The sequence below is a fragment of the Winogradskyella flava genome (genome assembly GCF_014243395.1).
GTDB lineage: Bacteria > Bacteroidota > Bacteroidia > Flavobacteriales > Flavobacteriaceae > Winogradskyella > Winogradskyella flava.
In genome coordinates this window covers 655,657-675,409 of the sequence record NZ_JACLCP010000001.1, presented here as the reverse complement: position 1 = coordinate 675,409, position 19,753 = coordinate 655,657, and the positions used below count along the sequence as shown (strand labels likewise).

The 19,753-nt window shown below is 35.7% G+C and carries 16 protein-coding genes; 4 read left to right on the top strand and 12 right to left on the bottom strand.

The features are described 5' to 3' along the window. Window positions 1-51 precede the first annotated feature (51 nt). Window positions 52-1,476 carry a DUF5689 domain-containing protein gene (locus H7F21_RS02995; protein ID WP_185787743.1) on the top strand — a complete coding sequence of 475 codons (1,425 nt, stop codon included), beginning with the start codon at window positions 52-54 and terminating at the stop codon, window positions 1,474-1,476. Window positions 1,477-1,581: 105 nt separating this feature from the next. Here H7F21_RS02995 and H7F21_RS02990 read toward each other — a convergent pair whose 3' ends face one another. Both H7F21_RS02990 and H7F21_RS02985 read right to left on the bottom strand, forming a co-directional pair. Beyond that, entirely contained in the window at window positions 1,582-1,842 is a 261-nt protein-coding gene (locus tag H7F21_RS02990) for a hypothetical protein (RefSeq protein ID WP_185787742.1), read from the bottom strand. Between the two features lie 122 nt (window positions 1,843-1,964). After that, complete coding sequence (locus H7F21_RS02985; protein ID WP_185787741.1) at window positions 1,965-2,480, bottom strand: heavy-metal-associated domain-containing protein; 516 nt, start codon at window positions 2,478-2,480, stop codon at window positions 1,965-1,967. Between the two features lie 96 nt (window positions 2,481-2,576). On the opposite strand from H7F21_RS02985, the gene H7F21_RS02980 reads away from it, so the two are divergent. Further along, on the top strand, window positions 2,577-3,455 hold the full coding sequence (locus H7F21_RS02980) for a DMT family transporter (RefSeq protein ID WP_185787740.1): 879 nt from the start codon (window positions 2,577-2,579) through the stop codon (window positions 3,453-3,455). Between the two features lie 51 nt (window positions 3,456-3,506). On the opposite strand, the gene H7F21_RS02975 is transcribed toward H7F21_RS02980, so the two are convergent. Both H7F21_RS02975 and H7F21_RS02970 read right to left on the bottom strand, forming a co-directional pair. After that, window positions 3,507-5,588, bottom strand: coding sequence for an insulinase family protein (locus H7F21_RS02975; protein WP_185787739.1), 2,082 nt, complete (start codon window positions 5,586-5,588; stop codon window positions 3,507-3,509). Between the two features lie 19 nt (window positions 5,589-5,607). Beyond that, window positions 5,608-6,927 carry a M16 family metallopeptidase gene (locus H7F21_RS02970; RefSeq protein WP_185787738.1) on the bottom strand — a complete coding sequence of 440 codons (1,320 nt, stop codon included), beginning with the start codon at window positions 6,925-6,927 and terminating at the stop codon, window positions 5,608-5,610. Between the two features lie 300 nt (window positions 6,928-7,227). Here H7F21_RS02970 and rplU point away from each other — a divergent pair, with 300 nt between their 5' ends. Next, complete coding sequence (gene rplU / locus H7F21_RS02965; RefSeq protein ID WP_185787737.1) at window positions 7,228-7,929, top strand: 50S ribosomal protein L21; 702 nt, start codon at window positions 7,228-7,230, stop codon at window positions 7,927-7,929. 42 nt (window positions 7,930-7,971) lie between these two features. Further along, window positions 7,972-8,232 (top strand): 50S ribosomal protein L27, encoded by a 261-nt coding sequence (gene rpmA, locus H7F21_RS02960; protein WP_110474587.1) that lies wholly within the window; start codon window positions 7,972-7,974, stop codon window positions 8,230-8,232. A 57-nt stretch (window positions 8,233-8,289) separates the two neighbouring features. On the opposite strand, the gene H7F21_RS02955 is transcribed toward rpmA, so the two are convergent. The 8 genes from H7F21_RS02955 to H7F21_RS02920 form a co-directional block, all read right to left on the bottom strand. Continuing rightward, window positions 8,290-10,062, bottom strand: a complete 1,773-nt coding sequence (locus H7F21_RS02955) for a MutS-related protein (RefSeq protein WP_185787736.1) — start codon at window positions 10,060-10,062, stop codon at window positions 8,290-8,292. A 9-nt stretch (window positions 10,063-10,071) separates the two neighbouring features. After that, complete coding sequence (locus tag H7F21_RS02950; RefSeq protein ID WP_185787735.1) at window positions 10,072-10,968, bottom strand: M28 family peptidase; 897 nt, start codon at window positions 10,966-10,968, stop codon at window positions 10,072-10,074. Between the two features lie 79 nt (window positions 10,969-11,047). Beyond that, on the bottom strand, window positions 11,048-11,794 hold the full coding sequence (locus tag H7F21_RS02945; protein WP_185788540.1) for a succinate dehydrogenase/fumarate reductase iron-sulfur subunit: 747 nt from the start codon (window positions 11,792-11,794) through the stop codon (window positions 11,048-11,050). A gap of 11 nt (window positions 11,795-11,805) precedes the next feature. Continuing rightward, window positions 11,806-13,806: a fumarate reductase/succinate dehydrogenase flavoprotein subunit gene (locus tag H7F21_RS02940; RefSeq protein WP_185787734.1), complete on the bottom strand. Its 2,001-nt coding sequence runs from the start codon at window positions 13,804-13,806 to the stop codon at window positions 11,806-11,808. 12 nt (window positions 13,807-13,818) lie between these two features. Continuing rightward, window positions 13,819-14,505, bottom strand: a complete 687-nt coding sequence (locus H7F21_RS02935; RefSeq protein WP_185787733.1) for a succinate dehydrogenase cytochrome b subunit — start codon at window positions 14,503-14,505, stop codon at window positions 13,819-13,821. Window positions 14,506-14,613: 108 nt separating this feature from the next. Then, entirely contained in the window at window positions 14,614-15,825 is a 1,212-nt protein-coding gene (locus H7F21_RS02930) for an alpha/beta hydrolase-fold protein (protein WP_185787732.1), read from the bottom strand. A gap of 74 nt (window positions 15,826-15,899) precedes the next feature. Further along, window positions 15,900-16,751 (bottom strand): helix-turn-helix domain-containing protein, encoded by an 852-nt coding sequence (locus tag H7F21_RS02925; RefSeq protein ID WP_185787731.1) that lies wholly within the window; start codon window positions 16,749-16,751, stop codon window positions 15,900-15,902. Then, entirely contained in the window at window positions 16,748-19,594 is a 2,847-nt protein-coding gene (locus H7F21_RS02920; RefSeq protein WP_185787730.1) for a WD40/YVTN/BNR-like repeat-containing protein, read from the bottom strand. The genes H7F21_RS02925 and H7F21_RS02920 overlap by 4 nt, the downstream gene beginning before the upstream one ends. Window positions 19,595-19,753 lie beyond the last annotated feature (159 nt).

The following is a 19,753-nucleotide window of genomic DNA, read 5'->3' as shown; positions in this document are numbered from 1 at the left end:
ATAAAATCGAACGGATTCCATGTATCCGATTCAAAAAATAAAATAACGCTCATGAAAACTTTAAAAATTAACAAATTAATTCTACTACTTATAGGTTTAGTAGTATTTAATAGTTGTGTTGAGGATGATGATTTTGATGTTCCAAATACCATAATCGAAGAACCTAACATACCGCAAAACGCATTACGATCTATAAATTCTGTAGCAGGTGAACTTGCGCAAGAACAAGGAAACGGATTTTTAGATTATACGGATGAAGACACTACATTTTCATACTCATTTACAGAAGATGATTTATTTATGGAAGGTTATGTGGTTTCTTCCGATGAGGGTGGAAATTTCTTTGAAGAAATAATTCTTCAAGATAATTTTGAAAACCCAACTATTGGAATAAAATTACTTATTGATGTTAACCCTCTTTTTGTTCGTTATGATTTAGGAAGAAAAATTTATATAAGACTTAATGGTTTATCTGTTGGCATTACAAATGGCGTCTTAACACTTGGTGCTTTAAATGGTAATGAGGTTGATAAAATACCTTCTGCCATTGAGAACCAAGTCATCTCAAGATCCGCTGTGAAAGAGACTTTGATTCCGCTTTCTTTGGCTTTTGCAGATTTTTCTGATGATAAGACAAATTTATACGTACAATTGCAAGATGTTCAGTTTAATAGAAACTTATTTAACACAGGAATTCCTCCAACATATGCTGCAGCTCCATCTGATGAATTCGACGGTGAGCGTACTTTAGAAAGCTGTGCTGCTTCTGCATCTGTGATATTTAGCACAAGTACTTTTGCGGATTTCAAAGGCTTAGCTTTACCGTCTGGCAGAGGTAGTATGAATGCGGTTTTAACTAAAGACTTCTTTGGCGAAACTTTCAATGTTGTTGTAAACTCTCCTGAAAATATCAACTTTGACAGCTCAGAGCGATGTGATCCAGATTTTCTGGAATGTACCGGTCCTTCCGGTGGTGGTGACGCCATTTTTGAAGAAAACTTTGAAGGGTTTGGCACTTACAATTCTGAAGGATGGGATAATATAAACATTAGTGGTACAGATACAGATTGGTTTATTAGTAGCTTTAGTGGTAACTTCTACTCTCGAATTTCTGCTTTTAACTCTGGAAATGATGAAGCAGATGTATGGTTAGTTACACCTGCGATAAATATGGATACTACAACAGGAGAAGAATTATCTTTTGATGTACAACCAAACTTTGATAATGGTACGAATTTATCCATTTGGATATCTACAGACTACTCAGGTGATCCAACAACAGCAACTTGGTCTATTTTAGATGCTACTATTCCTGTTGGACCTTCTGGAGGATTTGGCAACTTTGAAACTGTTGGCCCTATTAATATTTCTTGTGTTGATGGTAATGCCGTAATCGGATTCTTCTATGAAGGTTCTGATCCTAGTGCATCTACAAGATATCATATAGACAATGTTGAAGTTACTGGCAATAACTAATGTCTGATAATTAAAATTAGAGCCACATCTTGGGTAAAAAGATGTGGTTTTTTTTATCTATAATGTCCTTATGTTAGACCACTATTATATTTCTGTTTTTAACTATTATAAAAAGACTTTAGGAAAACAAAGTCTTAGTTTGGCATTAGCATATATCAACTTCCTAGAACTATCCATCATATTGGCCTTGGTAGCTTTCTTTATGGCTTTTGCAAAACAGATGAAGATGATGACGATATCCTCAACAAAGTTTTGGATACTATTTGCATTAATTTCGGTATTTATCATTTTTAAAAACTGGATGCGCTTTAATGGTAAAAAACGAAACGTTCTAAACGCAAAAACAAAAGCTAAGAATACGTCCATATATCTTTTATGGTTTTTGCCAATAGGATGTCTCGCAATTGCTTTTATTCTGCTGCAAGTCCAATAAAAAACGCCATCCAAGAATTGGATAGCGTTTATATAACGTTGAATTTAAAAAATGTCTACTCTGCTTTCTTTTCTCCAGAGCAGCATTCTTTTTTACAATCTTTCATGCAGGCTTCTTTATCTTTTTTCGCATCGCCTGTGCAACATGCCATCTTGCAATCGGCCTTACAAGTCTTTTTACTTTCACTAAAATCATCAACAAGTTTGATGTCTTTTACTTTATATATTTCCGCAACACTAGTTACCGTTTCCTCTAAGGATTTTGGAGTTACTTTGGCCTCATCAAATTCTACCATGGCCAATCGTTTGTCAAAATCGACCTTAGCTGATTTTACACCATCCATTTTGGCCATTTTCTTTTCGATGGTTTTTGCACAACCCATAGCGCACGTCATACCATCAATACCGAATTCAACTTTAGCATAATTAGCATTGGGGTCTAGAGTTTTAGAAACATCATTATTAGCAATTTCTACATCTACTGTCTTAACCTCTGGTTGCTTATCGTTTTTACACGATGTGAAAACCAAAATCATCATTGCGACAATACTTATACTCTTAAATGTCTTCATAGATTTAAACTATTAAATTTTGGATAAATCTAATAAATATTGCTGTTTCTTGCGAAAGAATTAACGTATTTTGTGATACTTTGACGTTGTCTTTGTATGAAAAACCCTAACATAAAGTGGATTTACTTAATAATACTTTCCGTAATATGGGGAAGCTCCTTTATTTTAATAAAAAAGTCACTTTTGGGGCTTACGCCATATCAACTTGGTGCGCTCAGAACTATCATTACAGGTATTATTCTTTTAATAGCAGGTTATTCTAAACTAAAGGCCATTCCAAAATCCAAATGGAAATGGTTATTGATCTCTGGTCTATTAGGTTCATTTTTTCCAGCTTTCTTTTTTGCGATTGCAGAGACCGAAATTGATAGTGCCGTAGCCTCAATATTAAATTCCTTGGTACCTCTAAATACTATCCTATTGGGTTTTGCTGTCTTTAAAATTGCATCGACAAAACGACAGGTCATAGGTGTTATCATAGGTTTTGTTGGCACTGCCATTCTAATTTTAAAGGGATCCGAATTAAATCCCAACCAAAACTATTTGTATGCAGGTTTCGTTATTGCTTCCACATTAATGTATGCTGCCAATGTGAATATTATAAAACGCTATTTACAACATGTAAAGCCCTTGGCCATTGCCGCTGGAAACTATGTGTTTATTGTTATTCCGGCCTTGATTGTCTTACTGTTTACGGACTTCTTTTCAGCAGAACGATTTCATAATCCTTATTTGCTTAGTTCTTTAGTATACGTGACTATTCTTTCTGTTTTCGGTACAGCTTTGGCCAAGGTGTTTTTTAATAAACTAGTACAAATCTCTACTCCAGTCTTTGCTTCTTCTGTAACCTATGTCATGCCAATTGTAGCTCTGATTTGGGGAGTGCTAGATGGCGAAGCCTTTAGTTTTATACAAGGTTTGGCCGCCTTATTAATTCTAGTTGGTGTCTATCTTGCGCATAAAAGAAAGACATAAAAAAACCGAAGCTTTCACTTCGGTTTAATCTTAAATATTTATTATCAAGTTTTAATCAACAAAATCAGCGTCAGTAACACCTTCGTTGATTTTAACTTCTTTAGTTTCAAAAGTGAAAGCTTGAGGTCCTGTAGTTACTTTCATAGTATATGGCATCATAATACCATTTACTTCTTGGTAATTAGACAAGTCTGTTACATTCGTAATGGATTGCCCTTGAGCTTCTACCGTTGTCTCTGTTCTTATTAAATAGCCAGTATTAACATCATAATACCTGTAAGAAGACTCTCCGTCTTTAGTAACTTTAATCTTATAAGCATCAGTCCCATCAATAGTTGTCATACTCTCTAACTCAAGAGCAGAAGGTTCCATATACAATTCTTCAAACAATCCTTTATTGGATTTCCTAGATGATAATTCTTTATCTTCCATAGGAATCTTTCTTCCTTGTTGTTCCATGTAACCATTTTCACCATCAAAATTTTGCTTCATTAATGTACCCATGCCTTCTGCAACAACTTCCATTTTAAATTTATTCGGTGCCATTTGCTTAATAGTTGCATTAGGTTTAAACGGCGCACCAGGAATTGTCATTTCAGAATTAACTAAAGTCGTATTTACACTTCTTAAGGCATCTTCACCTCCAATCGCTTTTACGTAATTCTTAATTACCGCTTCTGCAGTTAACCCTTCTGGCAGTGGCTTAGAGAAAACTGGCTTCTCCGTTGCACTCGCATAAGCATCATAATACTTAATTGGTATACCTGTTTTTTCAAGATTCTCTAATACTTCACTTCCTTTACCTACTACAACAATACGCGCATTTTCTGGTTTAAAGTGTTTATTAGCAACACGCGTAACATCATCTTTAGTTACCGCATTGATTTTCTTTAAGTATGTAGAGTAGAAGTCTTCTGGTAAATCATTCAACTTAATATTCAATGCATAATTAGCAATAGTTTGTGGACGCTCTAAAGCCAAAACGAAATCACCAACATATTTAGCTTTTGCATTTGCCAAATCCTTAGAATCTACAGGTTCCGTTTTAATTCTGTTAATCTCTTTAAGCGTTTCTACAACTGCGCTATCGGTCACCATATTTCTAACTGCAGCTCCAGCTGTAAAGCGAGAAGCGTTCCATCTGCTTGTGCTAATATTAGAACGTGCGCCATAGGTATAACCATGTTCTTCACGAAGATTCATATTTAAATAACTACCAAATCCACCACCTAAAATCTTATTAGCGATAAGAACGGCATGGTAGTCATCATCATTCATCTTAAAATCGACGTTATTAGTTAATGAAATATTAGACTGTACTGCATTTGGCATATCCACAAAATTTATCTGTGTGTATTGTGCATTTGCGGCAGGCTCAGGGATCGTAATATCTACACCAGCAGACTTTTCCCATAGGCCAAAATGCTTTTTGATCTGACGTTTTACATCGCTCATATCTACATCACCAACCACAACCAAATAGGCGTTATTAGGATTAAAATACTTTTCGTAAAATGCCAAAACATCACCAAACTCAATATTGTTTACGGTTTCTTCGGTAACAAACTCTCCTCTTGGGTGGTTTTTACCATAAGATAATGCGCCTCCAACTCTACCTGCAACAGCGTCTACACTCTTTTCTTGAGATTTTAAATTTTCGATAAGCTTTTCCTTTTCTTTTTCAAACTCCTCTTGAGTAAGCAAAGGATTCATTGCTGCATCGGCCATTAATTCTATAATTCTATCGGAATACTTAGACAAAGAACTTGCGAATGCACCTTGAGCACCAAAATTTAAATTGGCACCTAAAAAATCAATTTCATCATTAAATTCATCCTTAGGAATATTCGTCGTTCCATTACCTAACATTGCGGCAAGAATACTTGAAACTCCAGCCTTTTTACCTTCCGCTATAGGCTTGTTGTCTATTCTTAAAGAATAAGATACCCTAGGTAATTTATGATTCTCTACAACCAAAACCTGAATACCATTTTTTAATTCAAACTCTCCTGGTTTCTCTAATACAATTTCAGGTGCAGGCCCTGGCTCAGGTTGCTTAGATCTGTCTATTTGCGCATTCACACCTACTGCCATTAAAAACAATACAATAAATGCTGATATTTTAGTTTTCATGTTACTATTCATTTTTATTTTATTGATCATCTTTCTTTGGTAAATACTCTAGTATTAATCGCTGATTTGAATTCAAATACTTCTTAGCTACATCTCTAATTTCCTCTCTTGTAATAGAACGATAAATATCTATTTCGTTATTAATCAAGTTTACATTATCATATAACATGTAATAACGCGCTAAAGAATTAGCGATACCTGCCACGCTAGAATTAGAGTTTACAAACTGATTTTCAAATTGGTTTTGAAGCTTTTGATAATCACGCTCAGAGATTAATTCAGTTTGAATCTTAGCAACTTCCTCATCCATTTCCGTAATTAGTGTGTCTAGAGAGACATCACCTAATGGTAATGCAAAAAGAGCGTATAGACCATAATCCTCCTGACTGATATTTACAGCCTGTACTGCAAGTGCTTGTTTCTGCTCATCAACAAGTTTTTTGTATAAAATCGAACTTTTACCACCACTCAAATAACTAGAAATCATATCCAATATATAGGCATCTCTATCCTTAAAAGATGGCGTTCTATAAGCTGCAATTACAGCTGGAATTTGAATGTTAGCATCAAAAGCCTTGTCTCTCATTGATTCTGTAATTGGCTCTTCTCTTGGTAGATCGCGAGTTACCTCTGCACCTCTTGGAATTGGACCAAAATAATCTTGAATCATTTTCTTCACCTCAGCTTTATCGATATCTCCGGCAACAACCAATACAGCATTGTTAGGTACATAGTATTTTTTGTTGAACGCCTGAAATTCTTCTAAAGTCGCGGCATCCAAATGCTCCATCTCACCAATCGTAGTCCCTTTGTATGGGTGTACTTTAAACATGCGCTTTTTAACCTCAGCCAAAATATTTCCATAAGGCTGGTTATCTACACGAAGACGCTTTTCTTCTTTTACAACTTCGTTCTGGGTATCTACACCTATTTGATTAATAACTGGATGTAATAAACGTTCTGATTCCATCCAAAGTCCTAGTTCTACACTATTAGAAGGAAATACTTCGTAATAGTAAGTTCTGTCGTCCGTGGTATTGGCATTATTGCTTCCTCCATTAGAAGTCACAATGTTAAACCATTCTCCACGAGGAATATTCTCGGTACCTTCAAACAAAAGGTGTTCAAAGAAATGGGCAAATCCTGTACGCTCAGGATCTTCGTCCTTTGCACCAACATGATACATTACCGAAACCGTTACTACAGGAGCCGAATTATCTTGGTGCAAAATGACATGCATACCATTATCTAAATCGTACTCTTCAAATTCTACTTGCTGCGCGTTGGAGTGGAATCCTACTAACAACAAAAGAGCTAGAGTAAAAAAGCTGTTTTTCATTATTAAATGTGTTTAGTGTTTAAATTGTTTTAGTGTTTGTCTGTGCGAAGTATACATTGTTACACACAGGATGACAAAAATACGGAATGATTATTCCTTTTTAACATAATTAAATGTGAAAACTCGAATAAGGTCAATGCAAATTTTAGTCTTTTTTAAATCAAGTCTCAAAAATCATTTTAAAAACCGCTCGAAAAGCCCAAAAACGTTTGTATAATAAGAATTTAGGAGTATATTTGCATCCGCTTTCTGAGAAAAGCGCATTTTAATTAATAAACAAATTAATAAAAACGTTACGCTATGTACGCAATTGTAGAGATAGCAGGGCATCAATTTAAAGTTGAAAAAGACCAAAAAGTTTTTGTTAACCGTTTATCTACTGAAGAAGGTAAGAAAGTTTCTTTCGATAACGTTCTTTTAATAGGTGATGGTGACAAAACTACTCTAGGCGCCCCAGCTATAGACGGAGCACAAGTAAGTGCTAAAGTCTTAAAGCACCTTAAAGGTGACAAAGTAATAGTTTTCAAAAAGAAAAGACGTAAAGGTTACCGTGTTAAAAACGGTCACAGACAATCTTTGACTGAAATCGTAATTGAAAGTATTGTTGCTTCTGGAGCTAAGCCAGCTAAAAAAGCTGAAAAAGCCGCTCCGAAAAAAGAAACTAAGAAAGCTGAACCTAAAGTAGAAGCGAAAGCTGCTGCTCCTAAAGCTGAAAAAGCTGCACCGAAGAAAGCTGCGCCTAAAAAAGCTACTGGTAAAGCTGATGATTTAAAGAAAATTGAAGGTATTGGACCAAAAATTGCATCTACTTTAGTAGAAGCTGGTATTTCTACCTTTGCTGAATTAGCTAAAACTAAGCCAGCTAAGATTTCTGAAATCATCGCAGGAGTTCGTGGTAACCATGTTACTGATACTTGGCCAAAGCAAGCTAAATTAGCTGCTGATGGTAAGTGGGACGAGCTTAAAAAATGGCAAGACGAATTAGATGGTGGTAAGGCTTAATTGCTCAACTACTCAAGTATAACAATATAAAACCTTAAGATCATGGCTCATAAAAAAGGAGTTGGTAGTTCGAAGAATGGTAGAGAATCAGAATCGAAACGTCTTGGCGTTAAGATTTTTGGTGGACAAGCTGCTGTTGCTGGTAACATTATCATAAGACAACGTGGTAACACACATCACCCAGGTGAGAATGTATACCAAGGCAAAGACCACACTTTACATGCTAAAGTAGATGGTTTAGTGAAATTTACTAAGAAAAAAGACAATAAGTCTTACGTTTCTATTGAGCCTTTTGAGGCTTAAGAAATTTTACTTCTTACAAAGTTTAAACCCTTTCTGGAAACAGAGAGGGTTTTTTATTTAAACTATCTCCATTTTCTTCAAAAGAAAACTAGCATTCATATTTTGGCAAACGCCGTGCTTCAGTTTGTAATCAAAGAAGAGCTCATCATTTAAGATTTGTGCATCGAAGTAGTAGTTTTTTATAGCTTCTAGTTCAGCTTCGATTTCTGTAAGGCTTAAGTCATGTGTCGCGATGATTCCAGTTGCGTTTAGCTTTACCAATTTCTCTACAAATTTTCTAGAACCTATAGCTTTGTCCGTACTGTTGGTGCCTTTTAAGATTTCATCGAGAATCACAAAGTAATTTTTCTCCTTTTCAATAGTGTCCACAACAAATTTTAACCTTGTTAACTCACTAAAGAAATACGAACTGTCATCCGTTAGCGAATCTGTGGTTCGCATACTTGTAATCAACTTAATTGGTTTGTACTTACTTTGCTTAGCACACACTGGCAAACCAATATTAGCCATAACAATATGAAGTGCAACCGTTCTTAAGAATGTACTTTTACCTGCCATGTTTGCTCCAGTAACAATAAAGAATTGCTCTTGTTGTAATTCTAGGTCGCTATCGATTCGTTTTTCAGGTTTCAATAACGGATGACCCAAATCTTTTGCGTTTATTGTCGCCGACTCGGTTGTAATTTCTGGATAGGTGAATTTTTGATGGTTAAAGGCATAATTCCCAAAACTATTAAAAGCATCAAAAAAGGTAACAACTTCAAACCAATCTTCAACCTTATCTGCATACTTGGTGATCCATTGCTCTACATGATAGCCTTGTCTTATATCCCAAAGCAAATACCCATTCCCAAAAATGGCTGAAATAAAATTATTTCGGTTATCTAGAGCATCTAAAGCCTTTGAAAATTTCGAAAATACTTGAGAAGCTCTTAAGTGTTCGGATTGTATTTTGAGCTGCTTGGACTTGAGAAGATTGGATTGGAATTCCTGTTTTTCAATCTGTTCTAATAACAATGTATATTGCCTAAAGGTATCTTTTGCTTTCTCTGTGTTTTGCGCAAGCTTGTTAATTTGTTTTAAGTACTTTCCTGTAATGGCTAGTCCAAATAGCAACCAATAACCTGCATACTTAATGCGTATAATCTCAGTAATACCAAGTACTAAAATCGCTACTGAAATAATACTAAAAGCAAGAGTTAGCAAATATACAGTCTTATTTAAAAATGGTTTATAATCTTTAAGCCAACTGATGATTGAACTTGCCGAATATTCTACAACTACACCTTGAGCTACACCAGAATAATGTTGTCGCCATTTTGGTAAATTCGCCAATTCCTTAATAGCTTCTTGCCTAGTTTCTATATTGGATGTATTGTTAGCAAGTAAATATTTTGCTAATTTTTCAGTACCTTCCTTTATCGCAGTACGATTAATAAACTGAAAGAAAGATCCTCTACCGAACAAATCTATATCCAAGCTATATTCATGCCTAGGGTTTTGAAATTGTAAACCATCAGGTCTATTGTGAAAATCGCCTGAACCAATATTAAGTTCTACTTCATTTATGGCTACAAGTCGCTTATGTAATGCTCTTTTAGTTTTTAAATCTGTGAATCTCGACAGTAAGAACAAGAATACAGCAATACCAGAAACAGCAATTACAGTAGCAATTTGCCATTGCCTGAAAGTGAGATAACATCCAAAAGCGGCAATTAAAAAAACAGAAATTCTGAGTACACTATACCATCCTATTTTTTTGAACAGTCGCTTTGATTCTAAAGTGTTTATCTCAAGTTGCTCTCTATAAAAATCATTTGGATATTGCATTCACAGAAATTAAAAGTCCGTACGGTCAATCGCCTTAAATACAGTAATAATAATTTTTACTGCATTAACATAAAACTTTGGTGTAATAGCTTCAAAATCGTCATCTGGTTTATGATAAGCTTCATGGTCTTCATTACCAAAATATAAAAAGGGAATTCCTGCCTTATGAAATGGCCCATGATCAGAGGCATAAGTCCAATCGTCCTTATTATCTGTGCCGTCATGTCCTTCTAGAAGTTTCGTATTTGTGGGATTCTCAAAGCTTCCCATTATTGACGTTAATGGTTCAGAATACCGAGTTCCAACAACGTATAATTCATCTTTAGAGCTTCTACTGATCATATCCATATTCAGGTTCATCATAATAGATTTATCTTTCATAGCTTCAACGAAGTATGAAGATCCGTTAATGCCATATTCTTCGGCATCAAAAGCAACTAAAATCACGGAATGCTTTGGAGGGTTTTTCGTTAACACTTCCGCAAAACTAAATAAGGCCGAAATACCTGAAGCATTGTCATCTGCTCCATTAAATATTTTTCCTTGCTTTTTACCGAGATGATCGTGATGTGCGCTAATAACAACATATTTCTTAGGATATTGGGTTCCCTTGATATATCCAACGAGATTTATGCCAGTCTTCACGACTTCACCTCTCTTATATTCAAAAGTTTGATTATAAGAATCTTTAAAAGGTTTGACATTCAGTTTTTGAAATTGCTCAACGATGTATGCCCTTGCTTTTTCATTTCCGCTAGTGCCAGTTTCTCTACCTTCAAACGCATCAGAACTTAAAACTTCAACATGGTCTAACAAATTAGCTTCGTTGAACTGTATCGCCTCTTTTTGGGCATGACTAAGCGCCATGAAAAAAAATGTTGATAAAGCAATTATTATAAATTTCATAGTATTATTTTGAAATGAAATTACAGAAAAAATCCCAAGCTATTCGCTTAGGATTTACTAAAGTTTATTTTTTTTGGTTTTAGCCTTTAAAACTTGCCGCGAGATACTCGCGATTCATCCGAGCAATATTCTCTAAAGAAATACCTTTAGGACACTCAACCTCGCAAGCACCTGTGTTGGTGCAATTACCAAAGCCTTCGTCATCCATTTGTTTCACCATATTTAATACACGATCTGTAGCTTCTACTTGTCCTTGTGGTAATAAGGCAAACTGGGACACTTTAGCAGAGACAAATAGCATTGCTGAAGAGTTTTTACAACTTGCTACACAAGCTCCGCAACCGATACAGGTAGCAGCATCAAATGCCATATCAGCATTATGCTTCTCTATTGGAATAGCATTGGCATCTTGTGTATTACCAGAAGTATTTACCGAAATAAATCCACCTGCTTGCTGTATTCTGTCAAAAGACGAACGGTCTACAATTAAATCTTTCACCACTGGGAATGCCTTTGCTCTCCATGGCTCAATATAAATGGTGTCTCCATCATTAAAACTGCGCATATGTAATTGACATGCCGTTATTTTAGTAGATGGTCCATGCGCTCTACCATTGATATATAAAGAACATGTACCGCAGATACCCTCTCTACAATCATGATCAAATGCTACTGGAGACTCTCCTTTCTCAATTAATTCTTGATTAAGTACATCTAACATTTCTAAAAAAGACATGTCAGGAGAAATATCACTAACAGGATAATCAACGATTTGTCCCTTATCATTTGCGTCTTTCTGACGCCATATTTTTAACGTTAAATTCATCATAGCTCTTTTTATTTGTAACTTCTCTCTTTCACTTCAATATTTTTGTACTCTAATGATTCTTTATGGTGAACTGCTTCACTTGGTTGCCCTTTATATTCCCATGCAGACACATACTGAAACTCTTTGCGTCTCATAGCCTCACCGGTTTCTGTCTGATATTCATCTCTAAAGTGTCCACCAGCTGATTCTTCACGCTCTAAAGCATCTTTAGCAAATAACTCACCTAGTTCCAAAAAATCAGCAACACGACCAGCTTTAGCTAGTTCTTCATTATATTCATTGTCAGTCCCTGGAACAAATACATCCTTATAGAATTCTTCTCTTAAAGCTGCAATTTCTGAAATGGCATCTTTCAAATCTTTTTCATTACGTGCCATACCACATTTGTTCCACATGATTTTCCCTAAACGCTTATGGAAATGATCTACAGATTTTGTTCCCTTATTATTAACAAGTTTATCAATATCGCCACGAACTTTTTGTTCTGCCTCATCAAATTCTTTAGTATCTGTTGGAATCGGACCAGTTCTAATATCATGCGCTAAATAATCACCAATTGTATATGGCAACACAAAATAACCATCAGCCAAGCCTTGCATCAATGCAGAAGCCCCTAATCGGTTAGCACCATGATCCGAGAAATTAGCTTCACCAATAGCATATAAACCAGGAACTGTTGTCATTAAATTATAATCTACCCATAGTCCTCCCATAGTATAGTGAACTGCTGGATAAATCATCATTGGTGTTTCGTATGGATTTTGATCTACAATTTTCTCATACATTTGGAATAGGTTACCATACTTATTCTCTACAACCTCTTTACCTAATTTTGTTACCAATGCTTTGTCGTCAACATTTAGGCCTTTAACATAGGCTTGTTCCTTACCATAACGCTCAATGGCTGCTGCAAAATCCAAATACACGGCTTCTCCAGTCTGATTTACACCATAACCAGCATCACAGCGTTCCTTTGCAGCTCGAGACGCTACATCTCTTGGCACTAAGTTTCCAAAAGCTGGGTAACGACGCTCTAAATAGTAATCGCGATCTTCTTCTGCTAAATCTGTTGGTTTTAAACTACCATTTCTAATGGCCTCAACATCTTTTTTATGTTTTGGCACCCAAATTCGTCCATCATTTCTCAAAGACTCAGACATCAATGTTAACTTAGATTGATGATCTCCTGACACTGGAATACATGTTGGGTGGATTTGCGTGTAACAAGGATTTGAGAAGAAAGCACCACGTTTGTGTGCTTTCCAAGCTGCCGTGACATTAGAACCCATGGCATATGTCGACAAATAAAAAGCATTTCCGTAGCCTCCTGTTCCTAATACAACTGCGTGTGCAGAATGTCTTTCGATTTCACCAGTTACTAAGTTACGTGCAATAATTCCACGTGCTTTTCCATCAACAACAACCACGTCTAACATTTCGTGACGTGTGTACATTTTTATCTTACCACGACCGATTTGACGATTCATAGCGGCATAAGCACCAAGCAATAATTGCTGACCTGTTTGACCTTTAGCATAAAACGTACGTGATACTAATACACCACCAAATGAACGGTTATCTAAAAGTCCACCATATTCTCTTGCAAAAGGAACACCTTGAGCAACACACTGATCTATAATATTTGTTGACACCTCAGCCAAACGATAAACGTTTGCTTCTCTTGAACGGTAATCACCACCTTTCACAGTATCATAAAATAGCCTGTATGTAGAATCTCCATCACCTTGATAGTTTTTTGCAGCATTTATTCCTCCTTGTGCTGCAATAGAGTGCGCACGTCTTGGTGAATCCTGAAAACAAAATGCTTTTACATTATAGCCCAACTCTGCAAGTGTCGCCGCTGCAGAACCACCTGCCAGGCCTGTTCCAACGATAATAACATCTATCAACCGCTTATTAGCTGGATTGACGAGATTGATATCATTTTTATGTTTTGTCCACTTGTCCGCTAAAGGACCTTCTGGTATTTTAGAATCTAATATTGACATATTATATTTTATTTAGTGGGTGAAATGGTGAAATAATGCTATAACAACAAAGCCCAACGGTACTCCAATAGCGTAAACCTTACTAAAACCTTTAAGCCCTTTCGTATATTTATTATTGGCCCCTACAGATTGGAACGCTGAATTAAAACCATGCAAGAGATGCAAGCTTAATAATACAAATGATAGAACGTAAGCACCAACTCGTAATGGGTGATGAAACTTGTGCACTAATTCTTCGTAATATCTAAAACCACTTTCAGTATTAGCGGGATCTATTAGACCACTCGTATCACCAACAATATATTTTGTATTAATCTCTGGAATCCAAAAATCGATAAAATGTAATATCATAAAAGCTAACACCACTGCTCCAGTCAATAACATATTTCGGCTCATCCAGGTAGAGTTTGCTGATCTACTAGTTTTTGCGTAACCTACTTGTCTTGCGTTCCAGTTTTTATATTCCAGCACAAAACCCATTACAAAATGAAATACAACACCGAAAATTAATACAGGCTGTAATACATATTGAATGACCCAAAAAGTTCCCATAAAATGAGAGACCTCATTGAAAGTATCTGGACTAAAAACCGAAAGAATGTTAATTGCAAAATGTTGTAATAAAAAAACCATTAGGAAGAGTGCCGAAAGTGCCATGGCAAACTTTCTTCCAATCGACGAATTTAGAATTCCGCTCATTGTAGATCTAATCTTTTTGTTAGTGCTACAAAAATACAGTAGAATAGACGTTTTAGCAACTGACCATTGTCATAATTATTTATTTAGAATGATTATAAGCTGTGAATTTTATAGGCGTTCATAATTCTTTTTGAAAAGCTTATGATAATATTGATAGTTGTCTTCAGAATAATCATTTTTATTACGCTCTAATATTTGTAGCGCCATCTTATAGCTTTCTTTGGCTGCTTCTACATTGCCTTGTTTTTCTAATGCCTCACCTTTACTGTCATACAGGTTCGCCTCCTTTGGATAAAGCTTATTTCCCCATTCAAAAACTTTTATAGCATCCAATAATTTATCTTCATAAACGCAGGAGTAGCCGAAGCCATTAATTTCATTAGATGATGGTAAAACCTCATAGCCTAACCAACTAGATAAGTTTTTATAATGGGCTTTTAACTCACTCACCAACGTCTTACTGTCATCATTTAATATAATTTCAATTTTATCTTCTGGCATGCTCACAATTTCATAAAATTCTGAAAATGCTTTTGACAACGTAGAAACCGGAGTCTGAGAATGATTTTGATTTTCGTAGACTTCGAAATTATAAACCAAACCTTTAGGGTTATGGTATTTGATTACATTATCAAGTTTCATCATAGATTTTCTAAATCCGTTTTCCATATTACCAACAGTTCCTGCGGAAACATATATAAATTTATCTAAGTTCTCCTTACTCGATAAAAATGTATCGAAAGTAGTTACTAATTGCCTGTAATCAAAAGACACATTGGGACTAATCGCAATAACACCTTTAAACAAATTAGACTCATTTAAGACGGTATTTAAAACAAACGTCCCTCCCAAAGAATGCCCTATACCAATTCTTAAGGGTTTTGTGCGATAATTACTTTCAACCAATGGAAAGACTTCATTAACTAGGTGATTTTCTAAAATAAGAGCCATACCAATCTCTCGATCTTCTCCCCAATCCTTATAGGTTTTTTTATTTATCGGCTTAGGCGTAAATTCCTTAGGACGATCTTCGGTCACTATACCTACAACGATGTGTTCTAAAAAAAGACCCATTTGCGACATGTAATCCATAGTCCCTGTCGTCATATCCACAAGTGCCTGGAATTGACCATCAAATAAGTAGATGACTGGATAATTGTCTTTTGATTCCCTATATGAAGGTGGCGTGTAGACTACTATTTTTCGCTCTTTTCCAAAAGCAGATGATTTAATTTGATATTCTTTTAGCTCACCTTTATAGACTTGAGCATTAGCCCCTAAAGTAAAGCTGGCGATTACGATTAAAATAAAATATCTCATAACTGTTTCGGTTTAATTAATGAAATACAAAACTAGAAATGGGAAAGCATATAAAATTGTAGAAATGGGACACACTAATTCCCCAATAGTGTCCAGAATGTGTCTTCGGAGCCTAGATGTGAAATGTTGGAAAAGAACTTTTTAGGATTAAAGCCTGTAACTTTTTTAAAATGTTTTATAAAATCCGACTGATCATAATACTCATTTTGATATGCGAACTCTGTGAGTTGTGGCTTAGTGTCTTGACTCTGATAAAGGTTTAAAGCTTTCCTGAATTTAACAATAGTCAAAAATTCCTTTGGCCCACAGTTTAAGTGTTTCTTAAATAAACGATAGAGTGTTTTCCTATTAAAGCCTAAAGTTTCTGACAGTTGTTGCACAGCTAATTCTTTCTCAAAAATTAAACGTACCGCATCAGTTAAACGCTCCTCCTTGAAAGGATTCAACCTATTAATAAAAAAATCATCAAGGAGATTCACTTTCTGCTCTATGCCATCAGTTGAATAAACTAGTTTCAATGTGCTATTAAAAGTGTTTCCAAAATAATCAAAATTAGCTTTTGGACTTTCGTCAATTACTTTACACAGAGGGAATTCAATAAAATTATTAATTCCAAGAGGCTGAAATACAATTCCTATTTTATTAAAAGGTGCTTGGATTTTCCCTACACGACTATGCTGATGAATTCCTGTATAGGAAATCTCATATTCTTTCTCTTTATCAGGACTTACATATGACGAATTTTCTCCAAAACTGATTCTTGAGTTTTTATAAATCGTGAGGGCATTTCTATAGTGTGGATAAAAAATGAATTTTTTTACCGTATTCTTTTTTAATGAAAAATCGAAATAATAGTAAGCTATATAGTTTTGTAATTCCTTATTATTTGGTTTTAAAGAAGTATAATTTTCTAAAACATTCGTCATTTAATTTCAAGCTTAGATTCTTCATCGTTTATTTGAATAGTGTAAACTCCCTTTGGCAAATAGTATTTTCCGTTACTTGCCTCATTGATATCAATACTTGTATTTTCTTTCAACAGTCCTTTTCTGCCTTTTTTGGTGAGTTCTAAATTATAGTCTACATAATTATAACCCTTATCAGCACTAATGGTCATACTGTTTAACTCAACGCCTTTTTCTGATAGAATTCTAATGGTTTTCTTCCCTGAAACATTGCTGTAAAACTGAATGGTTTTTTCAGGTTCAAAAGCCTCTAGCCACTTACTCCATGAACTTCCCCATCGACTCGAATGACGTACAGAACTTAATTCGAAAATTGTAATAGCCTTCGATGTCATGTCAGTATTCATGCTTTGAAGCGGCGCAATATCTGCCTTGTAGATGCTTCGTCCGTGAGTACCTAATAGTAAATCCTTAGCTTCTGGTTGAATCACTATATCATGGATTGCTACGTTTGGAACGCCATTAGAAAATGCTTCCCAAGAATTGCCCATATCAAAAGACACATAAGCACCATTGTCCGTACCCAAGTACAACATATTTTCATTTTCAGAATCTTCACGAATCACATTCACTGGTGATGCAGGAATATTACCGCTGATATCTTTCCAGGTCTGCCCATAATCATCACTCCTATAGGCATAAACTTTAAAATTGTCCCAGCGATAGCCGTTCAGCGTTACATAAACACGTTCTTTTTTATGCTGTGACGCAATGACTCGACTAACCCATAAATCTTTTGGAAATGAGCTTGAAATATTCATCCAGCTTCCACCTGCATTTTTAGTCACATGTACTAAGCCATCATCGCTGCCTGTATAAATTAAACCAAATTGGCATGGACTTTCACTTATAGAAGTTAAGGTGCCATAAGCCACATTTCCTTTTTTTCCTCCATGGGTTAAATCATCACTAATCGCTTCCCAATCATCGCCTTTATTCATAGATCGCATCAGCTTATTTCCTCCCAAATACAAGATATCTTGATTGTGAGGTGACAATAAAATAGGTGTTTGCCAATTAAAGCGATACGGATTTTCACCAAGCGTATGCTTTGGCTGGATATACTTACGATCGCCAGTTTCCAAATTCAGTCTGAAATAATTTCCGAATTGATAACCCGTATAAACGATATTGGAGTTTCTACTATCAATCTGAACTTGCATGCCATCGCCTCCCATGATAGATTCCCATGGATATTGTCCTTGCTGATGCCAACTTTTGTTTTCGCGCGCATTGTTGGCACCTTTCCAGACACCATTATCTTGTAAACCACCATAGACATTATAAGGCTTTTCATTATCAACATTTATGGCATAAAACTGACCAACAGATGGTGAATTATTTTTAATCCAGTTTTCACCATCATCGTAGGTAATATTGACACCGCCATCATTTCCATCAACCAAATGATTTGGGTTTTTAGGGTTTATCCACAACGCATGATGATCAGCATGGACGTTTTCTGCACTAATCGATGTCCAGTTTTTACCACCGTCCTTTGATTTTACAATCGGTACACCATAGATGTAAATATGGTCTTCATTAGCTGGAGACACATGGATGTGTCCAAAATAATAGCCGTAACTAAAGTAAATACCATCCAAATAATCGTCATGGGTTTTCTTCCAGGTCTTACCACCATCCGTACTTTTATAAACCTCAGCACCAACAACAGGTGTGTCAAATAACATCGAGTTGGCATCTTCCAAATATTTAGCTAAGTCAATAGGCTTCACATTACCTGAACGCACCATTTGCTTCACATTTTCCGCTCTGTATTTCTCCTGAAAACCATTGGTTTTTAAAAATCTATTGAGCTTTTTATCCTCTAACGCTAGAAAATCTGAAGTGGACATAGACTTAAAATCGTCTTTACTTAAGCCTCTTTTGTCATCATCTTTCTTTTTATCCTCAGGTCTCCTGAATTGGCTATCGTGAACCGCATAAAGCACATCATCATTAAATACTGCAAGACCTATACGGCCAACACCATCGCCTATTGGGAAACCACTGTTTTTAGTGGAAACTTTTGCCCATGTTTCACCTGCATCTGTACTTTTATAGATTCCTGAGCTAGCCCCATTTCCTGCAAAGTTCCATGCTTTTCTATCTTTTGTCCATGACGTGGCATACATGACATTATAGTTATTTGGACTATGTTGTAAATCTATAATACCACTCATATCGTCTACAAAAAGCGTTTGCTTCCATGTTTGTCCGCCATCTGTTGTCTTGTAAATGCCACGTTGTTCATTTGGTGAATATAAATGTCCTGTAACTCCAACCGTTACAACATCTGGATTGTCTGGATGAATTAAAATTGGGGCAAAATGATGGGCGTCCATAAGCCCAACATTTGTCCAAGTCTCACCGTTGTCGGTAGACTTTAAAATCCCAATACCAGCATAGGACGAGCGTGACGCATTATTTTCGCCTGTACCAACATAAATGGTTCGTGTTGGCCAATGCACAGCAATATCACCAACATTTTGAGTATCCGAACTATCCAAAATTGGTGAAAACGTAGTGCCGTTATTCGTCGTATGCCAAACACCACCCGAAGCATAACCTACATAAAATTCAGTTGGCACATCTGGATTTACAGCCAAATCGACTACACGACCACTCATGATAGTGGGTCCAATATTTTTGAATGGTACATTTTTGACCAATGAGGTTTTGGTCATTTCTCGTTTTTGTTCTAGAGCGGTTTTGATAACTTCAGACGAGGTTGCTGGTTGTTGTGCAAACGCAAAGCATGAACTTAAAAGACAAGCTAAAAACAATAATTTTGAGTGCGACATTTTTGGTTGGATTTAATAGATTTTGAAATTAGTAAATAATGCTAGAATCATCAAGTAAATCCTTTAAAGTTTGGATATCTCTGTCGTTATTGTTTTGATAATTTTTTAATTAATAAAATGAGGATATAATTATTTTTTAACATTTTATTATATAATTTT

Bases quoted from the DNA above. Each gene is read 5' to 3' on its own strand.
- H7F21_RS02945 (WP_185788540.1), bottom strand. From the start codon at position 11,794: ATGAATTTAACGTTAAAAATATGGCGTCAGAAAGACGCAAATGATAAG.
- H7F21_RS02940 (WP_185787734.1), bottom strand. From the start codon at position 13,806: ATGTCAATATTAGATTCTAAAATACCAGAAGGTCCTTTAGCGGACAAG.
- H7F21_RS02925 (WP_185787731.1), bottom strand. From the start codon at position 16,751: ATGACGAATGTTTTAGAAAATTATACTTCTTTAAAACCAAATAATAAG.
- H7F21_RS02950 (WP_185787735.1), bottom strand. From the start codon at position 10,968: ATGAAATTTATAATAATTGCTTTATCAACATTTTTTTTCATGGCGCTT.
- H7F21_RS02930 (WP_185787732.1), bottom strand. From the start codon at position 15,825: ATGAGATATTTTATTTTAATCGTAATCGCCAGCTTTACTTTAGGGGCT.
- rpmA (WP_110474587.1), top strand. From the start codon at position 7,972: ATGGCTCATAAAAAAGGAGTTGGTAGTTCGAAGAATGGTAGAGAATCA.
- H7F21_RS02985 (WP_185787741.1), bottom strand. From the start codon at position 2,480: ATGAAGACATTTAAGAGTATAAGTATTGTCGCAATGATGATTTTGGTT.
- rplU (WP_185787737.1), top strand. From the start codon at position 7,228: ATGTACGCAATTGTAGAGATAGCAGGGCATCAATTTAAAGTTGAAAAA.
- H7F21_RS02970 (WP_185787738.1), bottom strand. From the start codon at position 6,927: ATGAAAAACAGCTTTTTTACTCTAGCTCTTTTGTTGTTAGTAGGATTC.
- H7F21_RS02975 (WP_185787739.1), bottom strand. From the start codon at position 5,588: ATGAAAACTAAAATATCAGCATTTATTGTATTGTTTTTAATGGCAGTA.
- H7F21_RS02990 (WP_185787742.1), bottom strand. From the start codon at position 1,842: ATGGACGTATTCTTAGCTTTTGTTTTTGCGTTTAGAACGTTTCGTTTT.
- H7F21_RS02935 (WP_185787733.1), bottom strand. From the start codon at position 14,505: ATGAGCGGAATTCTAAATTCGTCGATTGGAAGAAAGTTTGCCATGGCA.
- H7F21_RS02955 (WP_185787736.1), bottom strand. From the start codon at position 10,062: ATGCAATATCCAAATGATTTTTATAGAGAGCAACTTGAGATAAACACT.
- H7F21_RS02995 (WP_185787743.1), top strand. From the start codon at position 52: ATGAAAACTTTAAAAATTAACAAATTAATTCTACTACTTATAGGTTTA.
- H7F21_RS02980 (WP_185787740.1), top strand. From the start codon at position 2,577: ATGAAAAACCCTAACATAAAGTGGATTTACTTAATAATACTTTCCGTA.
- H7F21_RS02920 (WP_185787730.1), bottom strand. From the start codon at position 19,594: ATGTCGCACTCAAAATTATTGTTTTTAGCTTGTCTTTTAAGTTCATGC.